The organism is Streptosporangium sp. NPDC053982 (assembly GCF_055585205.1).
In genome coordinates, this window is sequence record NZ_JBVJKQ010000024.1 from 2,462 (window position 1) to 21,594 (window position 19,133).

Consider the following 19,133-nt stretch of genomic DNA (forward strand, 5'->3'; position numbering starts at 1 on the left):
CTTGGTAGCGGGGACAGGATTTGAACCTGCGACCTCTGGGTTATGAGCCCAGCGAGCTACCGAACTGCTCCACCCCGCGTCGGTGTGTGTCTAAAGATTACCCGCCCCCCGGAGACAAGGCAAATCAGCGGCGCGGCGGCCGGCGCACGGTGGGACGGAGGCAGGGAAATGCGAAGAGCCCGGATCTCGATGAGATCCGGGCCCTCGGCCTTGGTAGCGGGGACAGGATTTGAACCTGCGACCTCTGGGTTATGAGCCCAGCGAGCTACCGAACTGCTCCACCCCGCGTCGGTGTGTGTCTAAAGACTACCCGGCTTTGGCGGTGGACGCGAATCGGTTGACCTGCGGGGCTCTTCACCTGCTAGGGACTCGGTGACGACGTGGGGGTCGGGGTGGGCGACGGCGTGGCCGAGCCCGACGGCGCCGGGGTCGGCGTCGCCGTCGGAGCGGGGGACGCCGACGGCTCAGCGGCCGACTCCAGCTTCTTCAGCGCGTCCGAGAGCGCCTTCTGGGCCGCGCCGTACTCCGTCCAGTTGGGCGGGTTGGCGTTCAGTGCCTTCTGCGCCCTGTCGTAGGCCTGCTGGGCCTCGCCGATCGCCTGGTTCAGCGCGGTGTTCGGCTGGGCCGGCGTGTTCGGCTTGTTCACCTCCTGCTGGGGCAGCTGGGCGCCTTCCCCGAAGACCTGCTTCAGCGCGGCGTCCAGCGTGTCGGCGAAGCCGACCCTGTCGCCGTAGGAGACCAGCACCCGGCGGAGGATCGGGTACGGCTCCTGCCCGGAGGAGGCCGCGGTCTCCACGTACACCGGCTCGATGTAGACCAGGCCGCCGGCGAACGGCAGGGTCAGGAGGTTGCCGTAGCGGACCTTCGCCCCTCCGATGCCGAGGAGATTGAGCTCGCCGGAGAACTTGTTCTGGAAGTTGTTCTGCACCTGGCCCGGGCCGGGGATCGTCGTGTTGGAAGGCATCCGCAGGATGCGGAGCTTCCCGTAGTCGGGCCCCGGGTTGGCGTCCACGGACATGAACGCCGCGAGGTTGGGCCCCTGGCGCGGCACGAACGTGGTGGTCAGTGAGAACGTCGGCTCGGTCGTGTCCGGCATCTTGACCGACAGGTAGTACGGCGGCTGCTTGATGTCACGCTCACCCGAGGACGGGTCGTTGGGGACGTTCCAGAAGTCCTGGCCGCTGTAGAAGGCGCTCGGGTCCTTGATGTGGTAGCGGGACAGCACGTCGCGCTGGACCTTGAACAGCGCCTCGGGGTAGCGCAGGTGCTGCTGGAGGCCGGTGGAGATCTCGTTCTTCGGCTTGACGACACCGGGGAACGCCTTGCGCCAGGTCTGCAGGATCGGGTCCTTCTCGTCCCAGGCGTACAGCGTGACGGTGCCGTCGTAGGCGTCCACCGTGGCCTTGACCGAGTTGCGCATGTAGTTGATCTGGTCGCGCGGCTGCTGCACGACCAGGCGCGGGTCGGTGACGGTGTCCCGCGTCATCGCCTCCAGGCTCCTGCTGTCGGAGTAGGGGTAGGCGTTGGACGTGGTGTAGGCATCGACGATCCAGACCACCCTGCCGTCGACGATGGCGGGGTAGGAGTTGTCGTCCAGGCTCAGGAACGGCGCGACCTTGGCGATGCGCTCCTGCGGGTTTCGCACGTAGAGGATCTTGGACTTGTCGTTGACGTCGCCCGACAGCAGCAGGTTCATCTCGCTGTACTTGGCGGCGTAGAGGACCCTGTTGAGGAACGAGCCGACCGGGACGCCGCCCTTGCCCTCATAGGTGGTGTTCTTCTGGCCGGTGCCGCTGCTCAGCGGGTAGTCCAGCTCCTGGTTGCGGTCGCCGCCCACGATGACGTACTCGGGTGCGCTCGGGGACTCGCCGAAGTAGACCCGGGCCTCCTTCAGACCGGTCCGCTCCGCCAGGGAGCCGGTCACCGGCATGTCCTTGGCGTCGAAGGCGGGCAGGCCCTCGGCGTCGACCTTGTTGCCGGGCGCGGCCACGAAGCCGTAGCCGTGGGTGTAGACGAGGTGCCGGTTGATCCAGTTGTCCTGCTCGGCGGGCGGGCCGGTGAGCTCACGCACCGCCACCACGGTGTCGCGCGGCTTGCCCGACTCGTCCGGGTAGCGGTCGACGTCGAGCGGGTCGTGGAAGTCGTAGAAGCCGCGGATGCGCTGCTTCTGCTGGTAGGTCTTGGACACCAGGTTGGGGTCGAGCAGGCGCACGCCGGAGATCGAACTGTCGGCGCTGACGTTGACCTTCGAGGCGTCGCCCTGCGCGGCGTAGTCGATGACCTCCGTCTGGTCGACGCCGTACGCCTTTCTGGTGGCCTCGATGTTGCGGCTGATGAACGGCTGCTCCTTGCCCTGCTGGTTGGGCTTGACCTGGAACTGCTCGACCAGGGCCGGGTAGACCATGCCGATCAGGATGGCCGACAGCACCAGCAGGCCGAAGGAGACGCCGGGCAGCATGGCCCCGGGGCGGACCACCCCGGCGAAGAACAGCGCCGCGCAGATCAGCGCGATGATCGCCAGGATCGTCTTGGCGGGGTACACCGCGTTGACGTCGGTGTAGGAGGCGCCGTACACGAAGCCGCGGTCGGAGAAGACGAGGCCGTACCGGTCGACCCAGTAGGCGACCGCCTTGAGCAGCACGAAGACGCCGAGCAGCACGGACAGGTGGACGCGGGCGGCGCGGGTGGCGTGCACGCCGGGCGACTGGAGCCGGAAGCCGCCGTAGAGGTAGTGCACGACGGCCGCCATGACGGCCGACAGCACCACCGCGGTGAACAGGAAGTTCAGCACCATCCGCAGGAACGGATAGGTGAACATGAAGAACGACACGTCGTAGTGGAACAGCGCGTCGGTCTCGCCGAACGGGGTGGCGTTGACGAACTCCAGCCAGGTCTTCCACTGTCCGGCGAACGAGGACCCCGTGAAGAGGGCCAGCACCGCGGCGCCGATGAGGAAGATCATCTTGCGGTGCGGGTCGAGGGCCATCCGGTAGCGGTCCGCGCCGCTGGCGCCGCCGAACATCCCGGGGCCGAACATCGGCCGCGTCCGGTAGGCGAGGAGCATGTTGCCCCCCACCAGCCCGACCATCAGGACGGCACCCACGACGAACAGCACGATCTGGGTGACGATCACACCGGAGAAGATCTTGGTGTAGCCGACCGAGTCGTACCAGAGGTAGTCGGTGAAGACGCCGACGAACAGGAAGAACAAAGCGACGAGCGCGACGATGGCGATCGCCGTGGGAATCAAGAGTCGTGGCCGGCGGGGCAAGCGCATCGCCCTACCGGCTCCGGGGGTCCGGAAGCTCAAGGCCAACCCCTTGTCGTGAGAGCACGGTCCGTGTTTGGAAACCTACACCGGCGGGGGTTCGGCCGTGCTCAGCCCTTGGGCACGGTCCGGCCACAACGCCCGCGGATCCCGGGTTCATCGATGCCAACGTGCGGGAGCGCGGAACAGTGCCCGGAAGAACCCGGTGGAACCCCGGGAATCCGGACGGTCACCCCGCGTCACCGCCCTCCGGTACGGCCGTCAGCCCGCCGGGCAGCTCTCCGTCGGGCCGCCGGTGCGGATCGCGTCGACCGCCCGCACGGCGTCGTGGAGCGTGTTCACCCTGATCAGCTTGAGCCCGTCGGGGACCGCCTGGACGGCCTCGGCGCAGTTGCCCGCCGGGGTGAGGAAGAACGCCGCCCCGTCCTCGCGGGCGCCGACCATCTTCTGCTGGATGCCCCCGATGGGGCCGACCTTGCCGTCCGGGGTGATGGTGCCGGTGCCGGCGATGGCCTTGCCCCCGGTCATCTCGCCGGGGGTGAGCTTGTCCACGATGCCGAGGGAGAACATCATCCCGGCGCTCGGCCCGCCGACGTCACCGACGTTGATCTCCACCTTGAACGGGAACTTGTAGCCGACCTGCATGCTGACGCCCACGACGGGTGTGCCGTCCTTGGCGGCCACGGTGGGGGCGGCCACGGTGGTGCTCTGTCCCGCGCGGTTGACGGTGAAGGTGACCCGCTGGCCCGGCTTGTGCTTGCGGACGGCGGCGGCGACGCTCTCGCGGTCGGTCACGGCGGCGCCGTCCACCGCGGTGATCTCGTCCCCGCGCTTGAACCTCCCGTCGGCCGGCAGGCCCTTCTGGACGGAGGCCACGGTCACGACCGAGGTGAAGGGGATCTTCAGCTCGGTCAGCGCCGCCGCGGTGGCGTCGTCCTGGGAGCCGGTCATCTCCTCGCTGTTCTGCTGCTCGACCTGCTCCGCAGTGCTCGTCGGCGGGAAGATCGTCTCTTCCGGCACGACGGCGATGGTCGGGTCGAGCCAGCCCCGCAGCGCGCTGAGCAGGTCGATCCTGTTGCCGGGGCCGCCCTGGTATGCCACGGTGACGAGCCTGAGGGCGCCGGAGGTCGGGTAGGTGCGACGACCCTCGATGCTGATCACGGGCTTGCCCTTGACGTCTCCGATGGTGTTCTCGGTCGGTCCGGGACTCAGCACCACGTACGGCACGGGCAGCAGGGCGCCGACGATGCCCAGCAGGAGTGTGAGGATGCCGGCCACCGTCAGTGTCAGCGCTCGTCGTGACATGACAGGAAGCCTATTCCGTATCACCGGTGGGAGAACCGCGCACCCACCCGCCGGCGGCGGGCGTCAGTCGCAGGCCCCGACCCACTCGGTCGTGCCGTCGGCGAAGAGCTGGTTCTTCCAGATCGGCACGGTGCTCTTGAGGTCGTCGATCAGCCTGCGGGCGGCGGTGAACGCCTCGCCGCGGTGGGGGCAGGCGACCGCCACGACGACCGCGACGTCCCCCAGCGCGAGGTCACCGGTCCGGTGCACCGCGGCCAGGGCGGTCACCGGGAAGTCCGCGGCGATCTTCTCGGCCACCCTGCGCAGCTCCGCCTCGGCGCTCGGGTGGGCCGAGTAGGACAGCCGGGTGACCGGTCTGTCGTGGTCGTGGTCGCGGACCGTGCCGACGAAGATCGCCGTGCCGCCGGCGGCGTGGTCGCCGACCGCGGAGAACACTTCGTCGAGGGACAGGGGGGTGTCGCGAATGCCCAGCAGCCGGATGACGTCCACGCCGAAAGCCTACATCGCCGGTGCCCGGCGGCCCCGGCGCCGGAGTGCTCGATCGTGTGCGGCACGACCGCCGGACCCGCGTGCGGCGCGGGGACCGGACTCACACGCGCCGCGAGCACGCGCCGCGAGGACCGGCTCTCGCGTGCGGCGTGGGCGCCGGGCTCACGTGCGGCGCTTCTTGCGGGCCACGCGGACGATGGCGGCGGTGCCCAGGACCGCGACGGTCGCCCCGGCGGCGGTGAGGGTGGCCTCCTTGCCGGACAGGCGGCGGCCGACGACGGTGTGCCTGCCCTCGCGCAGCTCCAGCAGCTCGGTGAACGCGGCCTCGTTCGTCCACGCCGGCTTCCACCCGGCCTCACGCAGCGACACGCAGTCGACGACCCACGGGTAGACCACGTAGTGGAGGTCGGTGGCGGGCGCCGGGGTGACGCCCAGCCGGTGCAGGCGCTGGGCGGTGCCGAAGGTCAGCCCGGCGGGCAGCTCGAACCTGCGCAGCCCGGAGATCTCCTCGACCTGCTCCTGCTCCAGCCAGCCGTCGCAGCCCACGGCCACCACCCCGGAGACCGTGCCGAGCGCGGCCAGCTCAAGGGCCGAGACCAGGTCGTCGACGTGGCAGAACTGCCAGCGGGGCTCGCAGCCCTTGACGCTGAGCAGCCGGGGCGCCTCGAAGTGGCGGGTGACGACGCTGTCCACCCCGGGGCCGACCACGGCGGCGGGCCGTACCACGGTGACGTCCAGGCCGGGGTGGCTGCGCAGGGAGCGCCTGACCAGCGCCTCGATCTCCAGGTGGTCGCCGACCATGCCGGTGTCGGGCTCGGCCGCCACGGGGGCGTCCTCGGGCAGCGGAACGGGGTTGTCGGGTGTCGCGCCGTACACCATGGCGCTGGTGACGAGCACGACCCGGCGCACGCGGGCGGCCGCGCTGGCGGTGAGGACCGTCTGCGCGGCGCGCAGGTTGTAGGCCCTGCGTTCGGCGGGGTCGGCGTCGAGGGCGAAGTCTCCCGCCAGGTGGACGAGCACGTCGATGTCGGAGATCCGGTTCGCCAGAAGCGGATCCCTGACGTCGATGATCCTCCAGGTGACGCCGGGGACGTCGCCGCGCTGCTCGTCGATGGCCACGACCCTGCGGAAATCCGCAGAAGAGGCGACCTTCGCGAGGAACGCGCGGCCGGTTCCCGAGGCGGCGCCGGTGACGGCGACGACCGGGGACCGCGGGCGTTTCGAGGTAGGCACCATGTCCTCGCTTTGCACTGACCCGCCGTGTGACGGATAACGTGGCGGATGTGGACTCCTCCATCCTGCACGAGGTAGAGCGGTGACTGACTTGCCAGGTCGGGAAAACGACCCCAACGAGAACCCGTTCGCCATGTTCGGCGACCCTGAGCAGATCGCGGCGGCCATGCGCCAGTTCGCCGACATGCTCTCCGCGCCATCGGGTTCGGGCCCGGTCAACTGGGACATGGCGAAGAACATCGCGCGTCACGTGGTCGTCGCCGAGGGCGATCCGAGCGTCATGGAGGGCGAGCGGCGTCAGATCGTCGACGCCCTCAACCTCGCCGACCTGTGGCTCAACGAGGTCACGGCGCTGCCGGGCGGGACGGGCAGCCCACAGGCGTGGAGCCGGTCGGAGTGGATCGAGAAGACCGTCCCGGTCTGGCGGCAGCTCTGCGACCCGATAGCCGCGCGCATGGTCGAGACCATGAGCGGCACGCTCGGCGCGGCCGGGCTGCCCCCCGAGGCGCAGGCGATGGCCGGTCCGCTGATGGGCATGATGAAGCAGATGGGCGGCATGATGGTCGGCCAGCAGATCGGCCAGGCCGTCGGCTCGCTCGCCCGCGAGGTGATCGGTTCCACCGACATCGGGCTCCCCCTGTCGGACGACCCGGCGCTGCTGCCCGGCGGCATCGCCGCGTTCAGCCAGGGCCTGGAGACGCCCGCCGAGGAGATCCGCCTCTACCTCGCGCTCCGCGAGGCGGCGCACCACCGTCTGTTCCAGCACGTCCCGTGGCTGCGTGCCCACCTGCTCGGCGCCGTGGAGGAGTACGCCCGGGGCATCACCGTGGACGTCTCCGCGCTGGAAGAGCAGCTCCGCGGCCTCGACGTCAACAACCCCGAGCAGATCCAGCAGGCGCTGTCCGGCGGCAACCTCCTCAAGCCGGAGGAGACCGAGCGGCAGAAGGCCGCCCTCGCCCGGCTGGAGACCGTCCTGGCCCTGGTGGAGGGCTGGGTCGGCACCGTCGTCGACCGCGCCGCCGAGGGCAAGCTGCCCTCGGCCGCCGCGCTGGCCGAGACCGTACGGCGTCGCCGGGCGACCGGCGGCCCGGCCGAGCAGACCTTCGCCACGCTCGTCGGGCTGGAGCTGCGGCCGCGCCGGCTGCGCGAGGCCGCGGCGCTGTGGCAGGCCCTGGAGGCCGCCCGCGGAGTCGACGGGCGCGACGCCGTCTGGGGCCACCCCGACCTGATGCCCACCGCCGGCGACCTCGACGACCCCGCCGGTTTCGTCCACGGCGAGCCGGAGTTCGACCTGTCCGGCCTGGAGGCGTCCCTCAGGGAGTCCTCCTCCGCCGGGGACGAGGGCCGGAAGGACGGCGAGGGCCGTGAGGACGGCGCGGACGGCGCGGACGGCGGCGACGACCGGAAGGACGGCGGCGAGGGCGATCGCGGGTGAACCGGCCGGGCGAGCGGGCCGGCGGGCTCGGCGAACCGGCCGGCACGGCCAGGCCGGCGGTCCCGGTGACCTCGGTGGTTCCGAGGGCGCGGGCCGGCGCGGCGGACCCGGCCGGCGCGGAAGGCTCCGGGAGCCTGCGGGCGGACGCGGCGTCCGTGCTGCGGGGCTGGACCGCGCCGACGGCCGGGGAGGAGCTTCTGCGCGAGGAGTTCCTGGAGCACGTGCACGCCCACGAGGACGCGATGTGGCGCGAGTGCGTGCCGGGTCACCTGACGGCCACGACCGCGGTGCTGTCGCACGACGGCCTCCGGGTGCTGCTCACGCTGCATCCGAAGGCGGGGATGTGGCTGCCCATGGGGGGTCACTGCGAGCGCGGCGACGCGACGCTCGCCGCGGTGGCGCTACGGGAGGCGACCGAGGAGTCCGGCATTCCGGGTCTGCGGCTGCTTCCCGGCCCGCTCGCCCTCGACCGGCACCGGGTCTGGTGTCACCCGCCTCACAGCCATCACCTGGACGTGGAGTACGGCGCGGTCGCCCCGGCGGGCGTCGAGGCGGTGATCAGCGAGGAGTCGCTGGACCTGCGCTGGTTCCCGATCGAGGAGATCCCCGAGCTGTCGGACGAGGCGACCCGGCGGCTGGCGCGCCGGGCCCGTGAGGTTCTCCGTACCGGATAGCCGGGTGTTTTATGCTCGTCTCACACCCCCCTGACTACCGTTTCTGTCCACTGGCGTGATGAGCGAATCGGGGCGGCTTGAGGGTGAGAACGGCGGCCGGCGGAGACGTGGGCGGCGCGATCATGACGCCTGCCCGCCGGCGTCGGCGCGTCCCCGAGGCCCTCGCCTGGGCGGCGGTCGTCCCGTTCACCGCCTGGGCCGTGGCAAGGGTGGCCGGGCTTGAGCGCGGGACGCTGGCCACGCAGCTCATGACCGGCACGCCGTACGTCGCGGCCGGCTCGCTGGTGCCCCTCCTGCTGGCGTCGCTGTCCCGCAGGCGCGCGGCCACGGCGGTGGCGCTGGCCGCCACCGCGGCGCTGGGTCTCAGCGTGCTGCCGCGTGCCGTCGGCTCGGCGCAGGCGGCTTCGGTCTCAGGGCCGGCGCTGCGGGTGCTGACCCTCAACATGCTCTTCGGCAAGGCCGACGCGGTGGCCGTGGTCGATCTGGTCCGGCGGCTGAGACCCGACGTGCTGAGCGCCCAGGAGCTGACCCCCGGGCTGGCCGGGAAGCTGGACGCGGCCGGGCTGAAGGAGCTCATGCCGTACCGGGTGCTGGAGACGGAGTGGAGCGCGCGGGGCAGCGGCCTGTACGCCCGGAACCCGATGACCCGGCTGGACGACCTGTTCCAGCCGGTCGGGCACAACATGCCGGCCGCGCTGGTAACCGTGCCGGGCGCCAAGCCCGTCGAGTTCGTCGACGTCCATCCCTACCCGCCGCTGGGCGCACAGGTCCACGAGTGGGGGCGGGCCCTGGCGGCCCTTCCCCCCGCCGTCCCCGACAGGATCCGCGTCCTGGCCGGCGACTTCAACGCCAGCCTCGACCACGCGGCCCTGCGCGGGCTGCTGGCGCGGGGCTACGCGGACGCGGCCGACCGGGTCGGCGCGGGGCTCGTCCCCACCTGGCCGGCCAACAGGCGCGGCGTTCCGCCGATCATCACCATCGACCACGTCATGGTGGACGAGCGGGTGGGTGTGAACGCGGTGAGCGTCCACACCGTCCCCGGCAGCGACCACCGGGCCGTCTTCGCCGACCTGCGCCTGCCGCCCTGACGGCGTCGTCGTCCGGCGTTCAGGCCGACAGCAGCGCCCGCGTGTTCTCCCAGCCCTCCAGGCCGGGATCCAGCCGCGCGACGTCGCCCGGGGTGCGCAGGCGGTGCCAGCCGGGGCCTGTGGCGACCGTACGGGGACCGGGGGCCGAGGCGCGCAGCGACCGGACCGGGTCGGGATCGTCGAAGCCCACGCCGGCCCAGGCGGGGTAGGGCAGGTGGGCGGCTATCGCCACGGCGCCGCCGCCCACGGCCGGGCAGACCGCGATCCGGGCGCGGCCGAGCCGGCGGAAGAGCTTGCCGACCAGCAGGCCGGGCAGGTCCGGCGCGTCACCGCTCAGCAGCACCGCCTGCCCGCCGTACGGCGGGGCGCTCCCCTCGTGCGGCGGGATTCCGGGGGCGGGTCGCCGAGTGCCGGAGCCCTCCGAGCCCCCGGAACTCCCCGAGCTCCCCGAGCTCCCCGAGCTCCCCGAGACGGATGACAGCGCCTCGAAGGCGGCGCGGACCAGGGCGGGGCCCGACAGGTCGGGGATCTCCACGACGGGCGTCCCGGGCCAGACGATCTCCTCCATGCCCGGCACGCTGGTCACCAGGACGGGTGAGACGAGGTCGAGCGCGGCGGCGAGCTCGTAGGTGTCCTCGGCCGCGGCCCTCAGGAACTCTCCGGCGTCCACTCCGGGCGGCGCCGCGTCCGCGATCGAGGGCGTGACGAGGACCGCCACCATGCGCCGCGGTGTCTGAGACTCCCGGGGCGTCTCCCACTCCCGCTCCCGCTCCCGCTCCCGCTCCCGCGAAGCCTCTTCCGGGGTCTCCCCCGGGTCCTGTCGTGAGGTCACCATTCCTCCGCGGGGCTGTTGGCCGCCATGGAGAAGCCCTCCAGGAACCCCCTCGCCCGCTCGGCTCTCGGGTAGTGCTCCACCAGTGCCCAGAACCGGGGGCCGTGGCTGGGCACGAGCAGGTGCACGAGCTCGTGCATGATCACGTAGTCGACCACCCAGGACGGCATGCCGCGCAGCCGCGTGGAGATCCTGATGGTGCCGTTGTCGGGGGTGCACGAGCCCCAGCGGTGCTGCTGGTTGTCCACCCAGCGCACACTCGACGGGGTGGCCCGGCCGTCGAGGTAGCGGACCGACAGGTCGCGGGCCCGCTCCATCAGGTCGTCGTCGGAGGGTCGTCGCCGCTGCTCCTTGGCCGCCAGCCGGTCGAGCATCCGCCGTACCCACTGCTCCTCGTCGTTGCTGCTCAGTCCGGCGGGCAGCAGCACGATCGTCTTCTCGCCGTCACGGTACGCGGAAACCGTCCGCCGGCGACGAGAACTTCGACGGACCTCGACTGTCTCGGGGGGCACATATGAACGGTAGCCGAGAAAGATGAATTAACACCAGAGGGTGAGTGACGTTCCTGCTGGTCAATCCGTGTTCGTAGATTGTTCGGCGATGCCTGGAGGTTATGGCGGCTCCTTATCGAATTAACCTGGATAACACCCGCCTCAGGAGTCGCCGAATCGCGCGGGCCGGCGTTCCCGCTGCGCCGCCAGGCCTTCGCGCATGTCGTCGGAGACCATGGTGACCGGCTGGGCGAGGGACTCCCAGCGCAGCGCAGCGTCGAGGTCCGCGTGCCCGCCGCCCGCGAGCGCGACCTTGGTGAGCCTGGTGGCGGCGGGCGCGTTGGCGGCGGTCCTGCGGGCGATCTCGAACACCTCCTCCAGCAGGGAGGCTCCGGGAAAGGCCCTGGTGACCAGCCCGGCCGCGGCCGCCTCGGCTCCCGTCACGGTCCGCCCGGTCAGCAGCAGCTCCCTGGCCACGCCCACGCCGGCGACCCGGGGGAGCAGGTACGTCGCGGCCATCCCGGGGTGCAGGCCGAGCGAGGTGAAGGGGGCGAGCAGCTTGGCCTCCTCGGAGGCGTAGACCAGGTCGCAGGCCAGGGCGAGGCACAGGCCGGCCCCGACGGCGGCGCCGTTGACCGCGGCGATGGTCGGCACCTCCAGATCGGCGATCGACAGCCAGGTCCGGTAGAAGTCCAGCATCCGGTCGCGCAGGCCGGTCACCCCCTCGGCCGCGCGCTCGGCGAGCCAGGACAGGTCTCCCCCCGAGCAGAAGGCGCTCCCCGCACCGGTGACCACCACGCATCGCACTTCACGGTCCCGCCGCAGGGCCGCGACGGCGCCGCGCCACTCCTCGGTCATCCCGTCGGTCATCGGGTTGCGCCGTTCCGGGCGGTTGAGGGTGAGGACCGCGACTCCGCCGTCGCGCCGGTCGATCAGGAGCTCGTTCATGCGGGGAGCGTAGTGCAGGCCGCCCGGACGCCGGGGGCCGGAGCCCGATGGGTTTTCCACAGGTCACCGACCACGGTGCCGGTTATCCACAGGCCGGGGGAAACGCGGACGGGATCTTCCGTTCGCGTGGCACGCTTCCGGCACGTCGCCGTGAGGCCGTCAGGACACGGTGACGTCCCTGCCGGTGCGGCGTCCGCGAGCACTCCGCGAGCACGACGTCCCCGAAAGGCCGCATCGCCGACACGGCACCGCCTCACCGGGCGGCCGGGGAGGCGTCACGGCAGGGTGACCGTCCTCGCACGCCGGAAGGAGATCCCGTTGTCCCCGTCGAGATCACCCGAAGTGTCCATCCCGATGCGGCCTCGGCTGAAGCCCGCGTTGCGCCGGGTCGCCCGCGACGAACGCACCCTGCAGTTCGGGCTGCACCCCCGGCACGCCGTGATGCTGGCCGACCTGGAGCCGGAGGTCCGCCGCTGGGTGGAGGGCCTGGACGGCGTGCGCGACCTCCCCGGGGTGCTGGCGGACGCGGCCGACATCGGGATCGGTGAGGAGGGAGGCCGGGCACTGCTCGGCATGCTGGCCGGCCGGGGTCTGATGGACGACGCGGCGGCGGGCCTCGGCCCACTGCGCACACTCCCGCTGGCCGAGCGGGACCGGCTCCAGCCGGATCTGGAGATGCTGTCCCTGTCCCCCGGCGCCACGGACGGCGGGGTGGGCGCGCTGGCGCGCAGACGCGAGGCCCTGGTGCGCGTCCACGGCGCCGGCCGGGTGGGCGCGCAGGTCGCCGCGTTGCTCGCCGCCTCGGGCGTCGGCAACGTCTGCGTCGTCGATCCCGGATCGGCCCGGCCATGCGACATCGTGCCCGGCGGGCTGACCTGGGCGCAGGTGGGGATGAGCAGGCAGGACGGCGCGGTCGCCGTGATCACGGCCCTGGCTCCGGGGGTGAACGCCTGGACGGGTGAGCGCGCGGCCCGGCTCGCCGACGGCGCCAGACCGCCCGATCTGGTGGTGCTCGCCCCGGTGGAGCCGCTCGACGGCCTGCTCGTGCGGGATCTCCTCGACCGGCGGGTTCCCCATCTGCTGGTGACCGCCTTCGAGGGGTTCGGTTCGGTCGGTCCCCTGGTGCTGCCTGGACGAAGCACCTGTCTGCAGTGCCTAGATTTGACGAGACGCGACCGTGATCCCGGCTGGCCGATCGTCAGCGCCCGCCTGGGTGGCTTCCCCGCGGGTGAAATCGCCTGCGGAACGGTGCTCTCGGCACTGGTGGCGGCCACAGCGGCAGGTCAGGCGCTTGCCCTGCTCGACGACCGCGAGCTTAATGTGACCAACAGCACATTGGATGTATTGCCTGATTGGAGATGGAAGCGGCGATCCTGGAGTGTTCATCCTCAATGTCGTTGCTTCCGAAACGACTTTGGTTCACCAACAATGGTCGCGTCGGCTACCTGCCGCTGATAGACACCACACCGAAGGGAGGGAGCGGCGTCTCGCTGTACGGGGACCGGCCGCGAAGCCAAGGTGAGTGACCTTCCGCGCCGCGCCGTAGCGCGCTCCGCCAAACTGGCGTCCCTTCCGATCGGTTTCGCCGGTCGCACCGCTCTCGGCCTGGGAAAGCGGATCGGGGGCAAGCCCGCGGAGATCGTCACCCAGGAGATCCAGCAGCGCACCGCCGAACAGATCTTCAAGGTCCTCGGAGAGCTCAAGGGCGGGGCGATGAAGCTGGGCCAGGCCCTGTCCATCTTCGAGGCCGCGCTGCCCCAGGAGATCGCCGGGCCTTATCGCGCGACCCTGACCAGGCTCCAGGACGCCGCTCCGCCGCTTCCGGCGGCGACCGTGCACAAGGTCCTCGTCGAGCAACTCGGGGACGACTGGCGGGACAACTTCCTGTCGTTCGAGGACAGGCCGACCGCGGCCGCGTCGATCGGGCAGGTGCACAAGGCGGTCTGGCACGACGGCCGTACGGTCGCGGTCAAGATCCAGTATCCGGGTGCCGGCAAGGCGCTGCTCTCCGACTTCGCCCAGCTCGCCAGGCTGGGCAAGCTCTTCGGCGCGCTGCTGCCCGGCCTCGACGTCAAGAGCGTGCTCACCGAGCTGCGTGAGCGGGTCGCCGAGGAGCTCGACTACCTCAACGAGGCCCAGGCCCAGCACGCCTTCGCCCTGGAGTTCAGGGACGACCCCGATTTCGTGATCCCCGACGTCGTCGCCGCCAACGAGCAGGTGCTGGTCTCGGAGTGGGTGGACGGCACGCCCCTGTCGCGGATCATCGCCGACGGCACCAAGGAGGAGCGCGACCGCGCCGGACTCCTGCTGGTCCGGTTCCTGTTCTCCTCCCCCGCGCGGGTGGGCATGCTCCATGCCGACCCTCACCCGGGTAACTTCCGGGTCACCGGCGACGGACGGCTGTGCGCCCTCGACTTCGGTGCGGTCAACCGGCTGCCGCAGGGATACCCGCCCGCCTTCGGGCAGCTGACCCGCATCTTCAACAGCGGTGACATGGCCAGCGTGGTGCAGGGGTTGCGGGACGAGGGGTTCATCCTTCCCCACATCGAGATCGAGCCCGAGTCCCTGCGGGCGTTCCTCGCTCCCTACGTCGAGCCGACCACGGCCGAGGAGTTCACCTTCAGCCGCGAGTGGCTTCAGGAGCAGGCCGCGACGGTCACCGACCTGAGGCCCGGCAACGTCGCGCGCCAGCTGAACCTGCCGCCCTCCTACGTGCTCATCCATCGTGTCCACGCGGCCGGGATCGGTGTGCTCTGCCAGCTCGGCACCACCGCCCGCTTCCGCGACGAGGTGGTCCGCTGGGTTCCCGGTTTCGACGAGGACGACCCCTGGGAGCAGGCCGCCGCGGGCTGAGACCGCGGACCGGAGCATCGGGGGCCGGACGCGGGGAAGACGGCATCGGGGGCCGAGGCGAAGCGGGGAGACGGCATCGGTCTGGATGCCGCGGGGAACCGCCTCGGGAGGGGCGGCAGACGAAGAAGGGGCCCGCCGTGGCGGGCCCCCGTGACTCAGATCGCATGTGCGGCCGCGTGGGCGTCCGGTCCATGCGGAGCGGACGCCCTTCACGAGGCCGGGTGGCCGGCCGCCCGGCCGGTGTGGCGGCCGGTCACCCGATCTCTTCCTCTTCGGTCAGCTCAGGCGTAGCAGCGCCTGATGGAGACGCGAGGTGGCGCGCTCGGCGTCACGGCGCGCGCGCCGGAGGCGCAGAACGCCGGAGGCCAGGCGCTGCTCCTCGGCCTCACGGTGAAGGGTCCGTATTCGGTCCCTGACCAGTTCTTCTTGCATAGAGGAGGCGGTCTGGCCCTGGGTGGTGGAGTAGGTCATCGGAAGTGGTCCTTTCGAAAGGTCTCAGGTTCTCGGTCGATCAGTTCTCGGTCGATCAGTTCTCGGTCGAACGGTTCTCGGTCACCGGTTCTCGGTCACCAGCTCTCGGTCAGGCGGCGAGGGGGGTCTTGCGCGGACGTCCGCGCGGACGCTTCCTCGGAACGATGACCCCCCTCAGGATGAGCTCGCCGCCCCACACGCCCCACGGCTCCTCGCGCTCGAGCGCGCGGGCCAGGCAGGCCTGCCTGATCGGGCAGCCTCCGCAGAGCGCCTTGGCGAACTCCACATCCTCAGGAGACTCGGCGAACCAGAGGTCCGGGTCGGTACGACAGGGGATTTCGGCTTCGTCGATCAGGTCCATGATCGTCTGGGCCCCCATCTTGTTCACCTCTCTGTATGGGTGTTGATCTTTGGTTACCTCTGGGTGGGGGTCAGGAATGACGCGGACAAACAAGAAGGCCGCGGATCCTGATTGCGGATCCGCGGCCTGGAGGCTATTAACCCCGGTCAGGTGATGACCGGAGGTTTCCTCCAGGGATGCGGACCACGCAGTCCACCGATTCGGACGTGCTGGGCCGGTGCGTAGCTTCCGCCCATGAGGGCCGGAGCACCTGCGGGAGCCGGGGCACCCGCGAGAGCCGGAACGCCCGCGACGCCTGCGGCCACCGGCTCGGCGGTGGCAGCGGCGGCGAACAGACGACCGGCCTGAGACCGGGCAGACTCCTCCTGCCGACGCCGGGAGACCGGACCAGCCGTGAGGATGGACCGGCCGCCACAAGGCAGGGCGGTGTCACCGCATGCGAAAGCGAGCCCCAGCTGGGACGGCATCATCATGTTGATTTTCACAGCGGACTCACCTCCGTCTACGGATCGTCGGGTTACGACACCCGACTTGCTTGACCATGACCCTAAACCCGGCCCCCGGGGGCGGGCAACATATTTTCTACCTGCAGTTTCCCACCTAATTGACCCGGATCATGGCCTCCTGGACCACCGACACGGCCAGCTCCCCGGAACGGGTGAACATCTCGCCCCGGGCCAGTCCCCGCGCGCCCCCGGACCACGGGGACTCCTGGGCGTACAGCATCCAGTCGTCGACGCGGAAGGGACGGTGGAACCACATCGCGTGGTCGAGCGACGCGCCGGAGATGTTCGAAGCCCCCCAGGCCAGCCCGTGGGTCAGCAGGACCGTGTCCACGAGGGTGAAGTCGGAGGCGTAGGCGGCGAGCACCACGTGCAGCAGCGGGTCGTCGGGAAGCTCGGCGTCGTAGCGGAACCACACGTTCGTGTTCGAGCCGCGCAGCTCGGGATCGCGGTGGGCCTCCCAGGTCAGGGGGGTGACGTAGCGCAGCTCCACCGGGCGCGGCCGGGACAGCCACTCCCGGTAGGGGGAGTCCTCATCGACGATCTGACGCATCCGGTCCTGGAACGAGGGCAACCCCTCCGCCGGCGACACCTCCGGCATGACGGCGGCCTGGTGCTCGACGCCGGGCTCCATGATCTGGAAGGAGGCGGAGAGAGTGAAGATCGCCTTGCCGTGCTGGATGGCCACGACCCGGCGGGTGGTGAAGGACCGGCCGTCGCGGACCCGCTCGACGTTGTAGACGATCGGGACCGACGGGTCGCCCGGCCGGATGAAGTAGGCGTGCAGCGAATGGACGTGGCGGTCCGCCGGGAGCGTCCGCCCCGCGGCCACCAGGGCCTGCGCGGCCACCTGGCCGCCGAACACCCGCTGGATGCGCTCCTCCGGGCTGCGGCCGCGGAAGATGTCGAGCTCGATCTGCTCCAGGTCGAGCAGGTCCAGCAGCTCCTTGAGCGCCTCGTTCACAGGTCCTCCGTCTGGGTTCCGGCAGCGCGGCACAGGCGGAGCACCGCCTCGCCGTACCGGTCAAGTTTGACGCGTCCGATTCCCGGTATCGCCATCAGGTCCCGTTCGGACAGGGGCGCCCGTTCCGCGATGGCCTGCAGGGTTACGTCGGTGAAGACCACGTATGTCGGGATCTTGGCTTCCTTGGCGGCGTCCGCGCGCCAGGACCGCAGGGCCGAGAGGAGCCCCTCGTCGTAGTCGGCGGGGCAGGTGGTGCACCGGCCGAGCTTCTGCTCGGCCGCGGCGATCAGGGTCTTGGCGCACACCCGGCAGCTCACCGGCGCGGCGACCGTACGGCGTTCGCGGCGTTCGCGGTGCTCCCCGCCGGTCCCACCGGTCCCGTCGCGCCCGCCGCGACCCGGCGACGGGACGCGGGCGGCGGCCCGGCCCATGAGGCCGTCGAGGAACCGGGACGGCCGGCGCGAGCGGCGCCCCCCGGGTGAGCGCGCCAGCGCCCACGACACGCCCAGGTGGACGCGGGCCCGGGTGATGCCGACGTACAGCAGGCGGCGCTCCTCCTCGATCTGCTCGGGCGTCTCGGCGTAGACGATCGGCAGCATCCCGTCGGTGACTCCGGCCAGGAAGACCGCGTCCCACTCCAGGCCCTTGGCGGCGTGCAGCGAGGCGAGGGTCACCCCCTCGACCGCGGGCGCGTGCTGCTCGGCGGCCCGCCGTTCCAGCTCCGCCACGAACCCCGGCAGGTCGGCGCCGCCCGCGGCGAGTTCCTCGGCGAGGTCGGCCAGCGCCTTCAGCGACTCCCACTTCTCGCGTGTCCTGCCCCCGCTCGGGGGCTGGGCGGTGAGGCCGATCCCGGACAGGACGCCGTGGGCGGTGGAGACGAGGTCGTCGCCGGCCGAGGCGGAGCGGGCCGCGCCGCGCAGCAGCACGACCGCCTGCCGTACCTCGGGGCGCTCGAAGAACCGGTCGGCGCCGCGCAGCAGGTAGGGGATGCCGGCCTCGGTGAACGCCTGCTCGTAGACCTCCGACTGGGCGTTGACGCGGAACAGCACGGCGATCTCGCGGCTCGGCACGCCGCTCCTGATGAGCCCGGCGGCGGCCCGGACGACCCCCTGGGCCTCGGCGACCTCGTCGTCGTACTCGGTGAAGACCGGTTCCGGGCCGTCGGGGCGCTGGGCGAGCAGGGTCATCTTGTGGGGGGTCCGCGCCCGGTCGAGCACCCGATTGGCCAGCGAGACGACCTGGGGGGTGGAGCGGTAGTCGCGGAACAGCCTGATCACGGCGGCGTCGGGGTGCTCCACCGGGAAACCGGTGAGGTAGCGGGGGGTCGCGCCGGTGAACGAGTAGATCGTCTGGTTGGGGTCGCCCACCACGCACAGGTCGTCGCGCCCGCCGAGCCAGGTGTCGAGCAGCAGCTTCTGCAGCGGGTTGACGTCCTGGTACTCGTCGACGACGAAGTAGCGGTACTGCCGGCGGATCTCGCCGGCCACCTCGCGGTGCTCGGTCATCACGGCGGCCGTGAGCTCCAGGATGGTCTCGAAGTCGACCAGGTGCCGCTCCCGGCGGAGCCGCTCGTAGGCGTCGTAGAGCCGGAAGACCTCCTCGGCCGGGAGCGGCGGGGTGCGGCCCGCCTTGGTGACGGCCTGGGCGTAGTCCTCGGGGCCGATCTGGGTGGCCTTGGCCCATTCGATCTCGGAGGCGACGTCGCGCAGCTCCGAGCGGTCGAGGTTCCTGCGGAGGGAGCGGCCGGCGTCGGCCAGCAGCGGCAGCTTCGACTCGATCACGCTGGGCGGGTCGCCGCCGATGACGCGCGGCCAGAAGTAGGTGAGCTGGCGCAGCGCGGCGGCGTGGAAGGTGCGGGCCTGCACGCCCGGCGTGCCGAGCAGTCGCAGGCGCTGCCGGAGCTCCCCGGCCGCGCGTGTGGTGAACGTCACCGCCAGCACGCTCTGCGCCTCGACCGCGCCGCTGCGCACGGCGTACGCGATGCGGTGGGTGATGGCCCTCGTCTTGCCGGTCCCGGCCCCCGCCAGCACGCAGACCGGGCCGCGGACGGTCTCGGCCACCGCGCGCTGCTCGGGGTCCAGGCCCGCCAGGACGTCATCGAGGTCCACGCCGAGTTCCACGAACGCCCCCACAGACTGTCGAACGGGTCGGACGAAAACATCTTTCCAGCCGATGGCCACGACCCGGTAAGGCCGCCACCGTGCCGCGGCCAACCTAT

The 19,133-nt window shown here is 71.3% G+C and carries 16 protein-coding genes and 2 tRNA genes; 5 read left to right on the plus strand and 13 right to left on the minus strand.

The annotated features are described in order from the left end of the window. Window positions 1-2 precede the first annotated feature (2 nt). The 6 genes from ACZ6W9_RS34205 to ACZ6W9_RS34230 all read right to left on the minus strand — a co-directional run bounded on the left by ACZ6W9_RS34205 (window position 3) and on the right by ACZ6W9_RS34230 (window position 6,298). Window positions 3-79, minus strand: a tRNA-Met gene (locus ACZ6W9_RS34205). A 132-nt stretch (window positions 80-211) separates the two neighbouring features. Beyond that, window positions 212-288, minus strand: a tRNA-Met gene (locus ACZ6W9_RS34210). Between the two features lie 73 nt (window positions 289-361). After that, a complete protein-coding gene (locus ACZ6W9_RS34215; protein WP_389956380.1) occupies window positions 362-3,277 on the minus strand; it encodes a UPF0182 family membrane protein in 2,916 nt (971 codons plus the stop codon). Window positions 3,278-3,529: 252 nt separating this feature from the next. Further along, window positions 3,530-4,573, minus strand: coding sequence for a YlbL family protein (locus ACZ6W9_RS34220; RefSeq protein WP_470121471.1), 1,044 nt, complete (start codon window positions 4,571-4,573; stop codon window positions 3,530-3,532). 63 nt (window positions 4,574-4,636) lie between these two features. Further along, window positions 4,637-5,062 (minus strand): molybdenum cofactor biosynthesis protein MoaE, encoded by a 426-nt coding sequence (locus tag ACZ6W9_RS34225; RefSeq protein WP_362939364.1) that lies wholly within the window; start codon window positions 5,060-5,062, stop codon window positions 4,637-4,639. A gap of 162 nt (window positions 5,063-5,224) precedes the next feature. After that, window positions 5,225-6,298 carry an NAD-dependent epimerase/dehydratase family protein gene (locus ACZ6W9_RS34230; protein WP_362939361.1) on the minus strand — a complete coding sequence of 358 codons (1,074 nt, stop codon included), beginning with the start codon at window positions 6,296-6,298 and terminating at the stop codon, window positions 5,225-5,227. A 79-nt stretch (window positions 6,299-6,377) separates the two neighbouring features. Between ACZ6W9_RS34230 and ACZ6W9_RS34235 the strand changes: the two genes are divergently transcribed. From ACZ6W9_RS34235 to ACZ6W9_RS34245, 3 genes are all read left to right on the plus strand, one after another. Continuing rightward, on the plus strand, window positions 6,378-7,730 hold the full coding sequence (locus ACZ6W9_RS34235; RefSeq protein WP_389956388.1) for a zinc-dependent metalloprotease: 1,353 nt from the start codon (window positions 6,378-6,380) through the stop codon (window positions 7,728-7,730). Between the two features lie 74 nt (window positions 7,731-7,804). Further along, a complete protein-coding gene (locus tag ACZ6W9_RS34240; protein WP_389957919.1) occupies window positions 7,805-8,404 on the plus strand; it encodes an NUDIX hydrolase in 600 nt (199 codons plus the stop codon). A gap of 122 nt (window positions 8,405-8,526) precedes the next feature. Continuing rightward, complete coding sequence (locus ACZ6W9_RS34245) at window positions 8,527-9,492, plus strand: endonuclease/exonuclease/phosphatase family protein (RefSeq protein WP_389956391.1); 966 nt, start codon at window positions 8,527-8,529, stop codon at window positions 9,490-9,492. 19 nt (window positions 9,493-9,511) lie between these two features. On the opposite strand, the gene ACZ6W9_RS34250 is transcribed toward ACZ6W9_RS34245, so the two are convergent. From ACZ6W9_RS34250 to ACZ6W9_RS34260, 3 genes are all read right to left on the minus strand, one after another. Further along, window positions 9,512-10,324, minus strand: coding sequence for a DUF2064 domain-containing protein (locus ACZ6W9_RS34250; protein WP_470121474.1), 813 nt, complete (start codon window positions 10,322-10,324; stop codon window positions 9,512-9,514). Next, entirely contained in the window at window positions 10,321-10,836 is a 516-nt protein-coding gene (locus ACZ6W9_RS34255) for a M48 metallopeptidase family protein (protein WP_389956397.1), read from the minus strand. The genes ACZ6W9_RS34250 and ACZ6W9_RS34255 overlap by 4 nt, the downstream gene beginning before the upstream one ends. A gap of 141 nt (window positions 10,837-10,977) precedes the next feature. Then, window positions 10,978-11,763 carry an enoyl-CoA hydratase/isomerase family protein gene (locus ACZ6W9_RS34260; protein WP_362939352.1) on the minus strand — a complete coding sequence of 262 codons (786 nt, stop codon included), beginning with the start codon at window positions 11,761-11,763 and terminating at the stop codon, window positions 10,978-10,980. Between the two features lie 354 nt (window positions 11,764-12,117). Here ACZ6W9_RS34260 and ACZ6W9_RS34265 point away from each other — a divergent pair, with 354 nt between their 5' ends. Both ACZ6W9_RS34265 and ACZ6W9_RS34270 read left to right on the plus strand, forming a co-directional pair. Beyond that, on the plus strand, window positions 12,118-13,218 hold the full coding sequence (locus tag ACZ6W9_RS34265; RefSeq protein WP_389956400.1) for a ThiF family adenylyltransferase: 1,101 nt from the start codon (window positions 12,118-12,120) through the stop codon (window positions 13,216-13,218). Between the two features lie 63 nt (window positions 13,219-13,281). Further along, entirely contained in the window at window positions 13,282-14,616 is a 1,335-nt protein-coding gene (locus ACZ6W9_RS34270; protein ID WP_389956403.1) for an ABC1 kinase family protein, read from the plus strand. 276 nt (window positions 14,617-14,892) lie between these two features. On the opposite strand, the gene ACZ6W9_RS34275 is transcribed toward ACZ6W9_RS34270, so the two are convergent. The 4 genes from ACZ6W9_RS34275 to ACZ6W9_RS34290 all read right to left on the minus strand — a co-directional run bounded on the left by ACZ6W9_RS34275 (window position 14,893) and on the right by ACZ6W9_RS34290 (window position 19,023). Beyond that, on the minus strand, window positions 14,893-15,087 hold the full coding sequence (locus ACZ6W9_RS34275; RefSeq protein WP_362939343.1) for a hypothetical protein: 195 nt from the start codon (window positions 15,085-15,087) through the stop codon (window positions 14,893-14,895). A 109-nt stretch (window positions 15,088-15,196) separates the two neighbouring features. After that, window positions 15,197-15,466: a WhiB family transcriptional regulator gene (locus ACZ6W9_RS34280; protein ID WP_179826406.1), complete on the minus strand. Its 270-nt coding sequence runs from the start codon at window positions 15,464-15,466 to the stop codon at window positions 15,197-15,199. A gap of 582 nt (window positions 15,467-16,048) precedes the next feature. Continuing rightward, window positions 16,049-16,915, minus strand: a complete 867-nt coding sequence (locus ACZ6W9_RS34285; RefSeq protein ID WP_389956407.1) for an acyl-CoA thioesterase — start codon at window positions 16,913-16,915, stop codon at window positions 16,049-16,051. Next, window positions 16,912-19,023 carry an ATP-dependent DNA helicase UvrD2 gene (locus tag ACZ6W9_RS34290; RefSeq protein WP_389956410.1) on the minus strand — a complete coding sequence of 704 codons (2,112 nt, stop codon included), beginning with the start codon at window positions 19,021-19,023 and terminating at the stop codon, window positions 16,912-16,914. Before ACZ6W9_RS34290 ends, ACZ6W9_RS34285 begins: the two co-directional genes overlap by 4 nt. Between the last annotated feature and the right edge of the window lie 110 nt (window positions 19,024-19,133).

Coding starts and splice junctions, on each gene's coding strand:
- ACZ6W9_RS34215 (WP_389956380.1), bottom strand. CDS start 3,277: ATGCGCTTGCCCCGCCGGCCACGACTCTTGATTCCCACGGCGATCGCC.
- ACZ6W9_RS34220 (WP_470121471.1), bottom strand. CDS start 4,573: ATGTCACGACGAGCGCTGACACTGACGGTGGCCGGCATCCTCACACTC.
- ACZ6W9_RS34230 (WP_362939361.1), bottom strand. CDS start 6,298: ATGGTGCCTACCTCGAAACGCCCGCGGTCCCCGGTCGTCGCCGTCACC.
- ACZ6W9_RS34245 (WP_389956391.1), top strand. CDS start 8,527: ATGACGCCTGCCCGCCGGCGTCGGCGCGTCCCCGAGGCCCTCGCCTGG.
- ACZ6W9_RS34260 (WP_362939352.1), bottom strand. CDS start 11,763: ATGAACGAGCTCCTGATCGACCGGCGCGACGGCGGAGTCGCGGTCCTC.
- ACZ6W9_RS34265 (WP_389956400.1), top strand. CDS start 12,118: ATGCGGCCTCGGCTGAAGCCCGCGTTGCGCCGGGTCGCCCGCGACGAA.
- ACZ6W9_RS34275 (WP_362939343.1), bottom strand. CDS start 15,087: ATGACCTACTCCACCACCCAGGGCCAGACCGCCTCCTCTATGCAAGAA.
- ACZ6W9_RS34280 (WP_179826406.1), bottom strand. CDS start 15,466: ATGGGGGCCCAGACGATCATGGACCTGATCGACGAAGCCGAAATCCCC.